This window comes from Aequorivita flava, from assembly GCF_038742595.1.
GTDB classification, from domain to species: Bacteria; Bacteroidota; Bacteroidia; order Flavobacteriales; family Flavobacteriaceae; genus Aequorivita; species Aequorivita marisscotiae.
On record NZ_JBANCF010000004.1, the window covers coordinates 193,891 to 210,460 of the forward strand.

General features: G+C 38.8%; 8 protein-coding genes. 4 read left to right on the forward strand and 4 right to left on the reverse strand.

What is annotated here, in order from left to right; genetic code table 11:
* The gene (locus tag VZD24_RS07780) at nt 1-420 is read left to right on the forward strand and encodes a glyoxalase (protein ID WP_342686423.1); all 420 of its coding nucleotides are present in this window, start codon (nt 1-3) and stop codon (nt 418-420) included.
* A 115-nt stretch (nt 421-535) separates the two neighbouring features.
* Entirely contained in the window at nt 536-1,789 is a 1,254-nt protein-coding gene (locus tag VZD24_RS07785; protein ID WP_342686424.1) for an OmpA family protein, read from the forward strand.
* 77 nt (nt 1,790-1,866) lie between these two features.
* Here VZD24_RS07785 and VZD24_RS07790 read toward each other — a convergent pair whose 3' ends face one another.
* Nucleotides 1,867-2,547: a DUF2461 domain-containing protein gene (locus VZD24_RS07790; RefSeq protein WP_279447905.1), complete on the reverse strand. Its 681-nt coding sequence runs from the start codon at nt 2,545-2,547 to the stop codon at nt 1,867-1,869.
* Between the two features lie 127 nt (nt 2,548-2,674).
* Between VZD24_RS07790 and VZD24_RS07795 the strand changes: the two genes are divergently transcribed.
* A complete protein-coding gene (locus tag VZD24_RS07795; RefSeq protein WP_279447904.1) occupies nt 2,675-3,109 on the forward strand; it encodes a hypothetical protein in 435 nt (144 codons plus the stop codon).
* 99 nt (nt 3,110-3,208) lie between these two features.
* On the opposite strand, the gene VZD24_RS07800 is transcribed toward VZD24_RS07795, so the two are convergent.
* The 3 genes from VZD24_RS07800 to VZD24_RS07810 form a co-directional block, all read right to left on the reverse strand.
* Nucleotides 3,209-3,973 (reverse strand): SOS response-associated peptidase, encoded by a 765-nt coding sequence (locus VZD24_RS07800; RefSeq protein WP_279447903.1) that lies wholly within the window; start codon nt 3,971-3,973, stop codon nt 3,209-3,211.
* A 65-nt stretch (nt 3,974-4,038) separates the two neighbouring features.
* Nucleotides 4,039-5,034, reverse strand: a complete 996-nt coding sequence (gene lpxD / locus VZD24_RS07805; protein ID WP_342686425.1) for a UDP-3-O-(3-hydroxymyristoyl)glucosamine N-acyltransferase — start codon at nt 5,032-5,034, stop codon at nt 4,039-4,041.
* A gap of 76 nt (nt 5,035-5,110) precedes the next feature.
* On the reverse strand, nt 5,111-6,985 hold the full coding sequence (locus VZD24_RS07810) for a PLP-dependent aminotransferase family protein (protein ID WP_342686426.1): 1,875 nt from the start codon (nt 6,983-6,985) through the stop codon (nt 5,111-5,113).
* 575 nt (nt 6,986-7,560) lie between these two features.
* On the opposite strand from VZD24_RS07810, the gene VZD24_RS07815 reads away from it, so the two are divergent.
* Nucleotides 7,561-16,570, forward strand: a 9,010-nt coding sequence (locus VZD24_RS07815) for a phage tail-like protein (RefSeq protein ID WP_342688783.1), incomplete at its 3' end; no start/stop codon positions are given.

The following is a 16,570-nucleotide window of genomic DNA, read 5'->3' on the forward strand; positions in this document are numbered from 1 at the left end:
ATGGAATCAAGAGATAGTCAACTTTTAAAAATGCGCAGCGATATTGCCTCGGCTAAAATAACTTCAAATATGTCTTCCGACGAAAGTTTTCAAAACAAAACATTACGTCCTGTTATAAAACTACAACACCCTTTATTATTGGCCGCATTTAAAAACTATGTAACTAAACACAAAAATGTTTTTTATGGCTTGAGCGTTGAAAAGAAACTCGATTACATTGAAAGTGCAATCCATAAGGATATGAAATTTAGAAATTCGCTAAAAGGTATCGTTATCGGGCAATTTACGTTAGAAGAATTTGATTGCTATATACAAAATTCGTCCGCATTAAATAAGCGCATGATGAATATTGTAAAAGAGCGGCTTAAGGATAACTTACTTTATTTTGATAAAATAAGCCTTTTAATTGAGCAGGAATAATAGATTAAAAATAACTTCAATTTAACAGCTATGTTAAATGTTTTAAAAATTGAAGGCTACACTGGTATATTTTTCATTAAATTTGTTTTGAATTCTGACCAATAAAATAACAATCATGAAAAAATTAATCTTTCCGTTATTACTATTTTCCGCGCTTTTTCTTTACGCCCAAGAAGAGCAATCATTTGAATATAACAAATGGTCTGTTGAACTAGCAGGTGGGTTACACAAACCGGGCAAACCGTTTGCAGCAAATTATGCCACGGATACCCCTAGTTTTGGGCAATTTAGTTTAGGCGCACGTTATATGTTTAACAATCGCGCGGGTCTAAAATTAGATTTTGGCTATAGCACTCTTCAAGAAGGTGATAATAGCCTTCCTTTTAAAACAAATTATTATAGAGTTTCCTTACAGGGTGTTGCCAATGTAGGTTCTGTATTAAACTTTGAAAATTGGACAAACAGAATAGGCCTTTTAGCCCATGGGGGTATAGGGTATTCTTTATTGAGTCCAAAAGAACCGATAGACCGTGATGGCAACGATCAAATGTTGCATGCCATTATAGGATTATCACCACAAGTAAAACTTGGAGATCGGGTTGCTTTAACAACCGATGTATCTATGATAGGTAACGTTCGTCAACATTATACCTGGGACGGCACATCTACCACTAGAATTCGAGGATTTGATGGAATGATGGTTAATTTTTCTGTTGGACTCACTTTCTACTTAGGTAAACATGACAAACACGCAGATTGGGCTACCGAAGCAAGTATTATTGAAGATAGGCTTGCAGACCACGAAGAAAGAATTTCGAAAATTGAAACCGATCTTATAGATACAGATCAAGATGGTGTTCCAGATTATTTAGACCGTGAGCCAAACACTATTTCAGGTGTTACGGTAGATAGCAAAGGTGTAGCTGTAGATAAAAATGAAAACGGTATTCCAGATGAGCTTGAAGGTCCGTTAGACTCTAGATACGTTAAAATTGGTAGCACCATTTCTGATGATCGCGGAACCATTGAAGAATTACTGAACAAAGGTTATGTAAATGTTTACTTCAAATTTAATAGCGATAAGCCCGAAACCTATTCTTTGGAAGCTATTAACTATTTAATTAAATATATGAAAGATCATCCTTCTGCAAATGCTGAACTTATAGGTTATGCAGATGAAATAGGATCTCCAGATTATAACCAAGCACTTTCGGAAAATAGAGCAAAACGCGTATATGAAATATTAATTGCTTCCGGCGTTGCAGAAAGTAGATTAAGCTATCGAGGCGGTGGCGAAGATACTACCGTAGATAAATCATCTTCACCTGCTAGACAATTAGTGCGTAGAGTTACTTTTAGATTGAAATAATCTTACCCATATAATTCTATAGAAAAGAGCTTTCCTTGTGAGGGCTCTTTTTTTGTTTTGAAGAATATGTACGGACCCTATTTAAGCACTGACACCCCGTTTAAATCAGTTGTTAAAACATCACTCATATAATCAAAAAACTGTCGAAGAAGTTGATAGTGATAAATTACATTTTCTATAAAGTCAGAAGCCAATACTTCAGAATCTGAAAAGTGGTGCGTTACGACAAACTTTTTAAGTTTAATTAAATCTATATTAGCGTCATCCTTATTAAACCCCCGTGGTGCTGTTTTTACTGCATTATTTTTATTAAATCCTTCAAAAGCAATTTTGAAATCCTTTTGGTTTAAAATTTTTCGAATTTCCAAACTATCCAGTTCAAACTCTTTTCGGATACGAAACAAGTCTTCGGTATTGGGAGCAAAAAAGCCACCAGCCAAATAACTGTTTCCAGGTTCCAAGCGTAAGTAATACCCACCGCGACGTTGTGCTCCTGCCCTGCTAAAACTAACACTTCGGTGTACATTGTATGGTGTTTTATCGTTGCTAAAGCGAATATCGCGGTTTATGCGGAAAATTTTAATTTTGGCTATTTCATCTGTACGGTTTAATCTGTTTTCAATTTCGGCATAAACACTTTTTAAAGCCTTTTCATTACTCAAGTATTCCTTTTTATGCGCCGCCATCCAATCGCGATTATTGTTACTTTTTAATTTAAGTAAAAAATTAAATGCCGATTTAGGAATAGTTGGGTTCATAATTACGTTTTAGCGAGGTAAAGATATGTGTATGTACTTAAAGAAAAAAGCAAGCTGTTTTTTAACTGCGAATAGTTTCAAATTAAAAAATGATTATATTTATTGCAACAACCTAAACCAAATTACTATGAATACAACAACTAAACCGAATACGGCCTTTTGGATAATTGCCGTATTGGCAATTTTATGGAATATAATGGGAGTTTACTTTTGGGCTTCAGAATATTTTTTAATGACGGAAGAAATGAAAGCGGCAATGCCACCTGAACAAGTGGAATTAATGAATGCCGCCCCATCATGGAATATTGTTATCTATGGAATTGCAGTTATTACAGGCCTATTGGCAAGTGTTTTTCTCTTAATGCGAAAGAAAATAGCGGTTGCATTATTTGGTATTTCATTACTTGCAGTATTGATAATTCAGCTTTATTGGACGTTTGCCATGGATATTGTATCCGTACTGGGGCCACAATCGCTAACGATGCCATTAATTGTAATTGCGCTTGCTGTATTTGAATACTTTTACAGCAAAGGCGCGGCGCGAAATGGATGGATAGCTTAATTTGTAAACCTATCGTTTAATTTATCACAACGAAGAAGCTTCTAGACAACTGCTTACCTATACAATAATTGAGTTGGTTTTTAAGTTTATTATAGCTTTTCAGAATTTAAGTTCGCTATAGTTAACTTTATCTGAAATTGATTTTACGTTGCCCTGATATTCTTTTCCTCGTAATTTCGAAACAGTATGTGCGTCCAATTCATCATCTGGATATTCCAGTATTAAATTTTGAATTTCTTTTATATCAAGTTCGTCATTTATGGGTTTTAACCAATTATCCTCCAATTCGGTGGGAAGAATTACAGGCATTCTTGAAGCTTTTAATTTTGGGTTATTGTGAATTTTTGACAGCAGCGCGTTTCCGCTCGTTGTAACAATTGAAAACGATTTTAAAATTCCACCCGTATCTGGGTTACGCCACTCGCTCCACAATCCAGCAAGCGCCATGGGTTGCTTGTCTTTCCTAAAAATATAAAAAGGATAGGTATTGCCTTTAAAATGATGGTGCTCATAAAAACCATCTACATAAATTAAGCAGCGATTATTTACAGCAGACGTTCGAAATGACGGTTTTTTAAATATAGTTTCTCCCCTGGCGTTTAGAGTGTTGTTCCATTGTTTTTTTATATCCGCCTCACTTTTAACCCAATGGGGCACTAGACCCCAAGTGGCCACGGTAGGAAATTCAGGAGATTCGTTAGTATAAATAAATAGTTCGGGATGACTAAATCCGGATACGTGAAAAAGCGGTAAATCTGTGAGCGGCACTAGCTTTTCTAAAATTTCTTCAATAGCAGGTGCGTCGCCTTTCCTTTTAGCTCGTTTTAACTGTGATTCTAAACTTGCTTTTATGTCGTAGCACAAAATATAAGGATTTTTATAAAAGTTCTGAAACAGCACACTAATTTGGCGGCTTATGTTTAAAAAATTTATTTGTTCTTAACAATTTTCCTAATTGATGCCCACTCCCTTAACATATCTCGAGCATCTTGAGCGGGATATCCCAAAACGGTTTTTCCTGCTGCTACATCATTCATTACTCCCGAACCGGCACCAACAGTGGCGCCAGAATTAATGGTGGTATGATCTTTAATAGAAGCGCTGCCGCCAATCATTACACCATCGCCTAAAGTTACAGAACCCGCAAGACCGCTGTGCCCTGCCATTATACAAAAACGGCCCATAACGCTGTTATGTGCTATCTGGACAAGATTATCTATTTTACAACCATCGCCAATAATTGTGGAGCTAAATTTTGCTCTATCTACACATGAATTGGCTCCAATTTCTACATAATGACCTATGATAACATTTCCTATCTGTGGTATTTTTACCAAGCCTCTCCCGTCGTCACTCGGTCTAAAACCAAATCCATCGGCGCCAATACTAACATTGGTATGAAAAATACAATTACTACCAATAATACAGCGCTCCCTTATTATTGTACCCGACCAAACAATTGTTTTGTCGCCAATTACGGTTTCATCAAACACGCAGACGTTTGGATATAAAATTACATCGTTACCTAATGTAACATCTTTTCCAATATAGCAGTTGGCACCAATTTTACAACCCTCTCCAATTTCTGCTGTTTCGTGAATTACGGCCGAGGGGTGTATTTCAGTAATGAACACAGGCGCTGGTGGATTAAACAGCTCTAAAATTTTCGCCATGGCCAAATCTACATTTTTAACTTTTATAATAGCACGACCGTCACCGGGTTCAATATTTAAATCTTGATTTACAAGAGCCGCGCAAGCTTTTGATTCTTCCCAAAATTTAGCGTATTTGGTGCTACCAATAAATGTAATCTGACTTTTATTTGCCTTTTTTAATTCTTCCGGACCAACAATTAGTTGGTCTGTATTTCCTATTAATTCTCCTGTAAGAAAATTGTTTATTTCATTGATAGTATAAGATTTCATATTTTAATATTGCTGATGGTTAAAAATTTTTTAAATCTAAAGAAAAAATTGGGAGGTTCTTATTACCTCCCAACTATTAAATACTTTCAACAAATTTTGCAAAAACCTTTTTATGAAGTTCGAGATCTAAGGTAGGAGAAATTGAAACTCGCACAATATAGTCTTTATCGCCTTCTTTGGTAGTTCCCTGCGTTGAGGTTGCAGGAATAGTCCAATAACTGCCTTTTAATTGTCCGTAGCTAACACAAAATTTACATTCGTGAGCGATTTCTGTAATCATTAAATTTATTAATTTCAGATTTAACGATCTTTTATACGCTTCTCTCTCGTCGGCTGTACTGCCTTTTGTAGGAAGGTCTAATGAAAATACCGAAGGGGTAAACCCTCGTGCGGCCAAAGCATCCGTAACAAAATTGATTTTAGCTTCTGGCAAAGTTTTGTGAATATAGTTTACAAATTCGCGTGTGTTCTTATAGGCAGCTGCTATACGTTGGTTCATTGAAGGCAGTTGGTTTGCCAATATTTTATATTGAAGTTCAGTAGCTTCATTGTCACAAAGATGTAGATGCAATTCAATTTTATCTATCAGAGCCTCTGTTTCCTTATTTCCTACGCAGTAACCAGCAGTACATCTTCCGCCACTCGGAAATTTTGATCCACTAACGTATGCAATGGTTTTTACTGTTGATAATATTTCCCCTTCACCTAAAAAGTGAACATTCGGACAAAATGTTTGGTCTAAAATAAAAACGGGAGCTACGGCTTTTTTGCCTTCGCTCGTTTTTCGATCTGCACTCAAAACAGCCAGTAAATTCTCAAGATTTGGGACTTCTACCCTCGGATTTGTGGGTATTTCGGCAATTATATAAGGTACGGCATCTTGCCTGGCTATTTTATCTAAAATCTGGTCTATACTACTAACCATTTCATTTTCTCCATCAACAAGCAAATCTACTACTTCAACATTATCAATACTTGCGGCCACACGTCTTGCCTGATCGTTGGTACCGCCATAGCAATTGGGAGGAACTATAAATTTGATTTCCTTTCCTTTGTGATTTTCCAACGCATCGTGAATTAAACCCATCATTATAGCGTATTGCATAGATAAACCACTCGAGGCAACTTGCACTTTTGTATGCGAACCAGTTATCTCTCTAATAGAATTTATAACGCTATTTTTGTTTGCGTCAAGAGCTTCGTGATTATTATTCTCTAATCTATTTTCATTTAAATTATTTTCAACCAGCAAGTTTAAAGCGGAAAGCGAATTTGCAGGCGTCATAGCAATAGTTTCCCTTCTGCGAACATGTTGAATTTCTGAAATGTAGCTTTCATTCTGATTCCCATTTACAATTAAGAAACTCCCAAGATCCTTATAATGATTAATATAAAAATCAATATTCGAATGTAAATTGACCTTCCCTACTTGATCATTCTCTGAAATATAAATTACACTCCCGTCAAATTTATTGTTGTCCGCTTCGGTAAAATCTTCTATGCAATCTATTTTTTTTAAAGTGAATTTATAGCCGTAAACACGCTGTAAAATTTCAGCATCAAAGGCCAAGGGTAGGCTCTCTTTATATAAAATTTGGGTATTTTTATTTGTTAGCAAATTTTTTCTTAGAACTGCAAATACAGGAATTGTTTTGGACGAAAAACTGATAACATTATCCGGATTAAGATTGTTTAAGTGAGCGATTCCCCATTCAAGAACCGAAGACAATGGATGTCCCAACCGTATATAATCATAGGCCGTGGGTAATTTACTTAGTGCTTTGTTATCAAAATTATTGTTGTTAAATAAGGCTTCAAATTCCGTAAGAAATTGTTTTTTGGCCAATTGTTCCTCGTAAATATCTAATCGATGTGTGGTTAAATTAATCCAATCCATCGGCATATTTTTTAAAACGTTGCCAATGTAATTTTTTATTTTATTCTCTTTCATAATTTCACTTTTAAATAGGCCGCAAGATACATTAAATAGATTTTTTCAGTAGATATCAACCGATTTTGTTTCAGGCTTCCGGAGTTTCCAAAAATGCTGAAATTTTAAAAGCCCAAACGTGGATTTTGATAAAAAAGCAACATTTTAGCAGTTTATTTTTTCTAATATTTCTATAAAAGATAGTGGGGTCCGATAAGTTAATTCCTACAAATCAATATTTTAATAAAATTTTTTTATTCTTTTAATTGACTTTTTTCTAAACATATATGTTACTAAGATAAGATATACTATTTGAAGGTTAAAATTTTGACCGTGTAGGTCAATTACTGTTTCTATTAGTCTGATTTTCAATATGCTTGGCAGGGAAGTTTATTGTTTTTTTATAAATAATTAAATTTTGTACAATTCTAGATTTTTGTCATAGTGTATGAAAATTCCTATATAAATAATTTGTTATAGTACAAAATTATTAGAGGGTAATCTTCTCTATTTTAACATTTTATTTGGTAGATGCAAATATAAATTTTAGATTTGTATGCATTTTGCCACGTTCTTACACCCCAAATCTTATTCATATGAAAAAATTACTACTCCTACTGATATTTATCAGTGGTAATTTTCTTTTCGCTCAAGTTGGTATCGGCACAGATATGCCTAATCCATCCACGCAGTTAGAAATTAAATCTTCTAATAGAGGTATACTTATACCTCAAATTTCGTTAACCGGCATTACGGACCAAACCACCATTACGGCGGGGAATCTGCAAAGCTTACTGGTTTATAATACTAGTACAAACGCGACACTTTCGCCGGGATACTATTATTGGTATCAGAATAAATGGCACAGACTTTTAACTGAAAACGACTTACCCGACTACATAGTTTTCTGGGATGTTGTAAATAATAACTTTTATTACTTTGATCAAAACGGAGATATTATTATTATTGATATCTCAGATTTGGAAACCCTTACTTATCTGGGTCTCAATGCCGATGGACACACGCTGGAGTACACCGATGAGGACGGTATCGTTACAAGTATTGACCTTGGAGCCGTGATCGATAATTTCGAGACCTTAACCACAATCGTCGATAACAACAATGGCTCGTTCACCTACACAGATGAGGATGGCGGTACTACAACTATTGATATTTCAAACCTTGAAACCCTTACCTATTTAGCACTGAACCCTGACGGAAGAACACTTGAGTACACCGATGAGGACGGAATTGTTACAAGTATTGACCTTGGAGCCGTGATCCAAGCTTTTGAAACATTGACCACAATCGTCGATAATAACAATGGCACGTTCACCTACACCGATGAAGATGGCGGTACTACAACTATTGATATTTCAAACCTTGAAACCCTTACCTATTTAGCACTGAACCCTGACGGAAGAACACTTGAGTACACCGATGAGGACGGTATCGTAACAAGTATCGACCTTGGAGCCGTGATCGATAATTTCGAGACATTGACCACAATCGTCGATAACAACAATGGCACGTTCACCTACACAGATGAAGATGGCGGTACTACGACCATTGATATTTCGAACCTTGAAACTCTTACCTATTTAGCACTGAACCCTGACGGAAGAACGCTTGAGTACACCGATGAGGACGGTATCGTAACAAGTATCGACCTTGGAGCCGTGATCGATAATTTCGAGACATTGACCACAATCGTCGATAACAACAATGGCACGTTCACCTACACAGATGAGGACGGCGGTACTACGACCATTGATATTTCAAACCTTGAAACCCTCACCTATTTAGCACTGAACGCCGACGGAAGAACGCTTGAGTACACCGATGAGGACGGTATCGTAACCAGTATCGACCTTGGAGCCGTGATCGATAATTTCGAGACATTGACTACAATCGTCGATAACAACAATGGTACGTTCACCTACACAGATGAAGACGGCGGTACTACAACTATTGATATTTCAAACCTTGAAACATTAACCGTTCTTGCGTTGAATGCTGACGGAAAAACATTGGAATACACAGATGAGGACGGAATCCTGACCAGCATCGACCTTGAAACGGTTATCGATAATTTCGAAACATTGACCACGATTGTTGACAATGGAAACGGCACCTTCACCTACACTGATGAAGACAATGTTACTACAACCATCGATGTTTCTAACCTTGAAACTTTAACCGTTTTGGCATTGAATGTGGACGGAAAAACATTGGAATATACTGATGAGGACGGAGTTCTGACCAGCATCGACCTTGAAACGGTGATCGATAATTTTGAAACATTGACCACGATCGTAGATAATGGAAATGGCACATTTACCTACACCGATGAAGATGGCGGTACTACAACTATTGATATTTCAAACCTTGAAACATTAACCGTTCTTGCGTTGAATGCTGACGGAAAAACATTGGAATACACAGATGAGGACGGAATCCTGACCAGCATCGACCTTGAAACGGTTATCGATAATTTCGAAACATTGACCACGATTGTTGACAATGGAAACGGCACCTTCACCTACACTGATGAAGACAATGTTACTACAACCATCGATGTTTCTAACCTTGAAACTTTAACCGTTTTGGTATTGAATGTGGACGGAAAAACATTGGAATATACTGATGAGGACGGAGTTCTGACCAGCATCGACCTTGAAACGGTAATCGATAATTTTGAAACACTCACCTCGATCGTTGATAACGGAAACGGCACCTTTACCTATACCGATGAAGACAATGTTACTACAACCATTGACGTTTCTAACCTTGAAACTTTAACCGTTTTGGCATTGAATGTGGATGGAAAAACATTGGAATACACAGATGAAGATGGCGTGGTTACAAGCATCGACCTTGAAACGGTTATCGATAATTTCGAAACATTGACCACGATTGTTGACAATGGAAACGGCACCTTTACCTACACCGATGAAGACAACGTTACGACAACCATCGATGTTTCTAACCTTGAAACTTTAACCGTTTTGGCATTGAATGCTGACGGAAAAACATTGGAATATACTGATGAGGACGGAGTTCTGACCAGCATCGACCTTGAAACGGTGATCGATAATTTTGAAACATTGACTACAATCGTCGATAACGGCAACGGAACATTTACATACACCGATGAAGATAATGTTACAACCACCATCGATGTCTCAAACCTTGAAACTTTAACCGTTCTGGCACTAAATGTGGACGGAAAAACATTGGAATACACGGATGAAGACGGAGTTCTGACCAGCATCGACCTTGAAACGGTGATCGATAATTTTGAAACATTGACCACGATCGTAGATAATGGAAATGGCACATTTACCTACACCGATGAGGACAATGTTACGACCACCATCGATGTCTCAAACCTTGAAACTTTAACCGTTCTGGCACTAAATGTGGACGGAAAAACATTGGAATACACAGATGAGGACGGAATCCTGACCAGCATCGACCTTGAAACGGTGATCGATAATTTTGAAACATTGACCACGATCGTAGATAATGGAAATGGCACATTTACCTACACCGATGAGGACAATGTTACGACCACCATCGATGTTTCAAACCTTGAAACATTAACCGTTCTTGCGTTGAATGCTGACGGAAAAACATTGGAATACACAGATGAGGACGGAATCCTGACCAGCATCGACCTTGAAACGGTGATTGATAATTTTGAAACATTGACTACAATCGTCGATAACGGAAATGGCACATTTACCTACACCGATGAGGACAATGTTACGACCACCATCGATGTTTCAAACCTTGAAACTTTAACCGTTCTTGCGTTGAATGCTGACGGAAAAACACTGGAATATACTGATGAAGACGGAGTTCTGACCAGCATCGATTTGGAAACGGTGATCGACAATTTTGAAACACTCACCACGATTGTTGACAATGGAAACGGCACCTTTACCTACACCGATGAAGACAACGTTACTACAACCATCGATGTCTCAAACCTTGAAACTTTAACCGTTTTGGCATTAAACGTTGACGGAAAAACACTGGAATACACGGATGAGGACGGAGTTCTGACCAGCATCGACCTTGAAACGGTAATCGATAATTTTGAAACACTCACCTCGATCGTTGATAACGGAAACGGCACCTTCACCTACACCGATGAAGACAATGTTACTACAACCATTGACGTTTCTAACCTTGAAACACTCACTACCCTAGCCTTAAACGCTGATGGAAAAACGTTAGAATACACAGATGAGGACGGAGTTCTGACCAGCATCGACCTGGAAACCGTGATCGATAATTTCGAGACCTTAACTACAATCGTTGATAACGGAAACGGCACCTTCACCTACACTGATGAAGACAATGTTACTACAACCATCGATGTTTCAAACCTTGAAACTTTAACCGTTTTGGCATTAAACGTTGACGGAAAAACACTGGAATACACGGATGAAGACGGAATCCTGACCAGCATCGATTTGGAAACGGTTATCGATAATTTCGAAACATTGACCACGATTGTTGACAATGGCAACGGCACCTTTACCTACACCGATGAAGACAACGTTACGACCACCATCGATGTTTCAAACCTTGAAACTTTAACCGTTTTGGCATTAAACGTTGACGGAAAAACACTGGAATATACTGATGAGGACGGAGTTCTGACCAGCATCGATTTGGAAACGGTTATCGATAATTTCGAAACATTGACCACGATCGTCGATAACGGCAACGGCACCTTCACCTACACCGATGAAGATAACGTTACAACCACCATCGATGTTTCAAACCTTGAAACTTTAACCGTTCTGGCATTGAATGCTGACGGAAAAACACTGGAATATACTGATGAGGACGGAGTTCTGACCAGCATCGATTTGGAAACGGTAATTGATAATTTTGAAACATTGACTACAATCGTCGATAACGGCAACGGCACCTTTACCTACACCGATGAGGACAATGTTACAACCACCATCGATGTTTCAAACCTTGAAACATTAACCGTTCTTGCGTTGAATGCTGACGGAAAAACACTGGAATATACTGATGAGGATGGCGTGGTTACAAGCATCGATTTGGAAACGGTTATCGATAATTTCGAAACATTGACCACGATTGTTGACAATGGAAACGGCACCTTCACCTACACTGATGAAGACAATGTTACTACAACCATCGATGTTTCTAACCTTGAAACATTAACCGTACTGGCATTGAACGCTGACGGAAAAACACTGGAATATACTGATGAGGACGGAGTTCTGACCAGCATCGACCTTGAAACGGTAATCGATAATTTCGAAACACTTACCACGATTGTCGATAACGGAAACGGCACTTTTACCTACACCGATGAGGACAATGTTACGACCACCATCGATGTTTCTAACCTTGAAACTTTAACCGTTTTGGCATTAAACGTTGACGGAAAAACACTGGAATACACGGATGAAGACGGAATCCTGACCAGCATCGATTTGGAAACGGTTATCGATAATTTCGAAACATTGACCACGATTGTTGACAATGGAAACGGCACCTTCACCTACACTGATGAAGACAATGTTACTACAACCATCGATGTTTCTAACCTTGAAACTTTAACCGTTTTGGCATTGAATGTGGACGGAAAAACATTGGAATATACTGATGAGGACGGAGTTCTGACCAGCATCGACCTTGAAACGGTAATCGATAATTTTGAAACACTCACCTCGATCGTTGATAACGGAAACGGCACTTTTACCTACACCGATGAGGACAATGTTACGACCACCATTGATGTTTCAAACCTTGAAACATTAACCGTTCTGGCCTTAAATGTGGACGGAAAAACATTGGAATATACTGATGAGGACGGAGTTCTGACCAGCATCGACCTAGAAACGGTTATCGATAATTTCGAAACACTTACCACGATTGTCGATAACGGAAACGGCACTTTTACCTACACCGATGAGGACAATGTTACGACCACCATCGATGTTTCTAACCTTGAAACACTCACTACCCTAGCCTTAAACGCTGATGGAAAAACGTTGGAATATACTGATGAGGACGGAGTTCTGACCAGCATCGATTTGGAAACGGTGATCGATAATTTTGAAACATTGACCACGATCGTTGATAACGGAAACGGCACCTTCACCTACACCGATGAAGACAATGTTACTACAACCATCGATGTCTCAAACCTTGAAACTTTAACCGTTCTGGCACTAAATGCTGACGGAAAAACACTGGAATACACGGATGAAGACGGAATCCTGACCAGCATCGATTTGGAAACGGTTATCGATAATTTCGAAACATTGACCTCGATTGTTGACAATGGCAACGGCACCTTCACCTACACCGATGAAGATAATGTTACTACAACCATCGATGTCTCAAACCTTGAAACTTTAACCGTTTTGGCATTGAATGTGGACGGAAAAACACTGGAATACACGGATGAAGACGGAATCCTGACCAGCATCGACCTTGAAACGGTAATCGATAATTTTGAAACACTCACCTCGATCGTTGATAACGGAAACGGCACATTTACCTACACCGATGAAGATAACGTTACAACTACCATCGATGTTTCTAACCTCGAGACTTTAACCGTTCTGGCATTGAATGCTGACGGAAAAACACTGGAATATACTGATGAGGACGGAGTTCTGACCAGCATCGATTTGGAAACGGTAATCGATAATTTTGAAACATTGACCACGATCGTCGATAACGGCAACGGCACCTTCACCTACACCGATGAAGATAACGTTACAACTACCATCGATGTTTCTAACCTCGAGACTTTAACCGTTCTGGCATTGAATGCTGACGGAAAAACACTGGAATATACTGATGAGGATGGCGTGGTTACAAGCATCGATTTGGAAACGGTTATCGATAATTTCGAAACATTGACCACGATTGTTGACAATGGAAACGGCACCTTCACCTACACCGATGAAGACAATGTTACAACGACCATTGATGTTTCAAACCTTGAAACATTAACTACCCTAGCGTTAAACGCTGATGGAAAAACATTGGAATACACAGACGAAGATAGCGTGTTAACCAGTATCGACCTGGAAACGGTGATCGATAATTTCGAGACATTGACTACAATCGTTGATAACGGAAACGGCACCTTCACCTACACCGATGAGGACAATGTTACGACCACCATCGATGTCTCAAACCTTGAGACTTTAACCGTTCTGGCACTAAATGCTGACGGAAAAACATTGGAATACACAGATGAGGACGGAGTTCTGACCAGCATCGATTTCGAAACGGTGATCGATAATTTTGAAACATTGACCACAATCGTTGATAATGGAAATGGCACTTTTACCTACACCGATGAGGACAATGTTACGACCACAATCGATGTCTCAAACCTTGAAACATTAACCGTTCTGGCATTGAATGTGGACGGAAAAACGTTGGAATACACGGATGAAGATGGCATTCTGACCAGCATTGATTTGGAAACGGTGATCGATAATTTCGAGACACTCACCACAATCGTTGATAACGGAAATGGCACTTTCACCTATACCGATGAAGACAATGTTACGACCACCATCGATGTCTCAAACCTTGAGACTTTAACCGTTCTGGCACTAAATGCTGACGGAAAAACATTGGAATACACAGATGAGGACGGAGTTCTGACCAGCATCGATTTCGAAACGGTGATCGATAATTTTGAAACATTGACTACAATCGTCGATAACGGCAACGGAACATTTACATACACCGATGAAGACAATGTTACTACAACCATCGATGTTTCAAACCTTGAAACTTTAACCGTTTTGGCATTAAACGTTGACGGAAAAACACTGGAATACACTGATGAGGACGGAGTTCTGACCAGCATCGATTTGGAAACGGTGATCGACAATTTTGAAACATTGACCACGATTGTTGACAATGGAAACGGCACCTTTACCTACACCGATGAGGACAATGTTACAACAACCATCGATGTTTCAAACCTAGAAACTTTGACTGTTTTGGCATTGAATGTGGACGGAAAAACTTTAGAATACACGGATGAAGATGGAGTGGTTACAAGCATCGACCTTGAAACGGTGATCGATAATTTTGAAACATTGACCACAATCGTTGATAATGGAAATGGCACTTTTACCTACACCGATGAGGACAATGTTACGACCACAATCGATGTCTCAAACCTTGAAACATTAACCGTTCTGGCATTGAATGTGGACGGAAAAACGTTGGAATACACGGATGAAGATGGCATTCTGACCAGCATTGATTTGGAAACGGTGATCGATAATTTCGAGACACTCACCACAATCGTTGATAACGGTAACGGAACATTTACATACACCGATGAGGACAATGTTACGACCACTATCGATGTCTCAAACCTAGAAACTTTGACTGTTTTAGCGCTGAATGTTGACGGAAAAACATTTGAATACACGGATGAAGACGGCATTCTGACCAGCATCGACCTTGAAACGGTAATCGATAATTTCGAGACACTTACCACAATCGTTGATAACGGAAACGGCACATTTACCTACACCGATGAAGATAACGTTACAACTACCATCGATGTTTCTAACCTCGAGACTTTAACCGTTCTGGCATTGAATGCTGACGGAAAAACACTGGAATATACTGATGAGGACGGAGTTCTGACCAGCATCGATTTGGAAACGGTAATCGATAATTTTGAAACATTGACCACGATCGTCGATAACGGCAACGGCACCTTCACCTACACCGATGAAGACAATGTTACGACCACCATTGATATTTCAAACCTTGAAACTTTAACCATTCTGGCATTGAATGCTGACGGAAAAACGTTGGAATACACGGATGAAGACGGAGTTCTGACCAGCATCGACCTTGAAACGGTGATCGATAATTTCGAGACACTCACCACAATCGTTGATAACGGTAACGGCACCTTCACCTACACCGATGAGGACAATGTTACGACCACAATCGATGTCTCAAACCTTGAAACATTAACCGTTCTGGCATTGAATGTGGACGGAAAAACGTTGGAATACACGGATGAAGATGGCATTCTGACCAGCATTGATTTGGAAACGGTGATCGATAATTTCGAGACACTCACCACAATCGTTGATAACGGTAACGGCACATTTACCTACACCGATGAGGACAATGTTACGACCACCATCGATGTCTCAAACCTTGAGACTTTAACCGTTCTGGCACTAAATGCTGACGGAAAAACTCTAGAATACACAGACGAAGACGGCGTGGTTACAAGCATTGACCTTGAAACTGTAATCGATAATTTTGAAACACTTACCACGATCGTTGATAACGGAAACGGCACATTTACCTACACCGATGAGGACAATGTTACGACCACTATCGATGTCTCAAACCTAGAAACTTTGACTGTTTTAGCGCTGAATGTTGACGGAAAAACGTTGGAATACACGGATGAAGACGGAGTTCTGACCAGCATCGACCTGGAAACGGTTATCGATAATTTCGAAACACTTACCACGATTGTCGATAACGGAAACGGCACTTTTACCTACACCGATGAGGACAATGTTACGACCA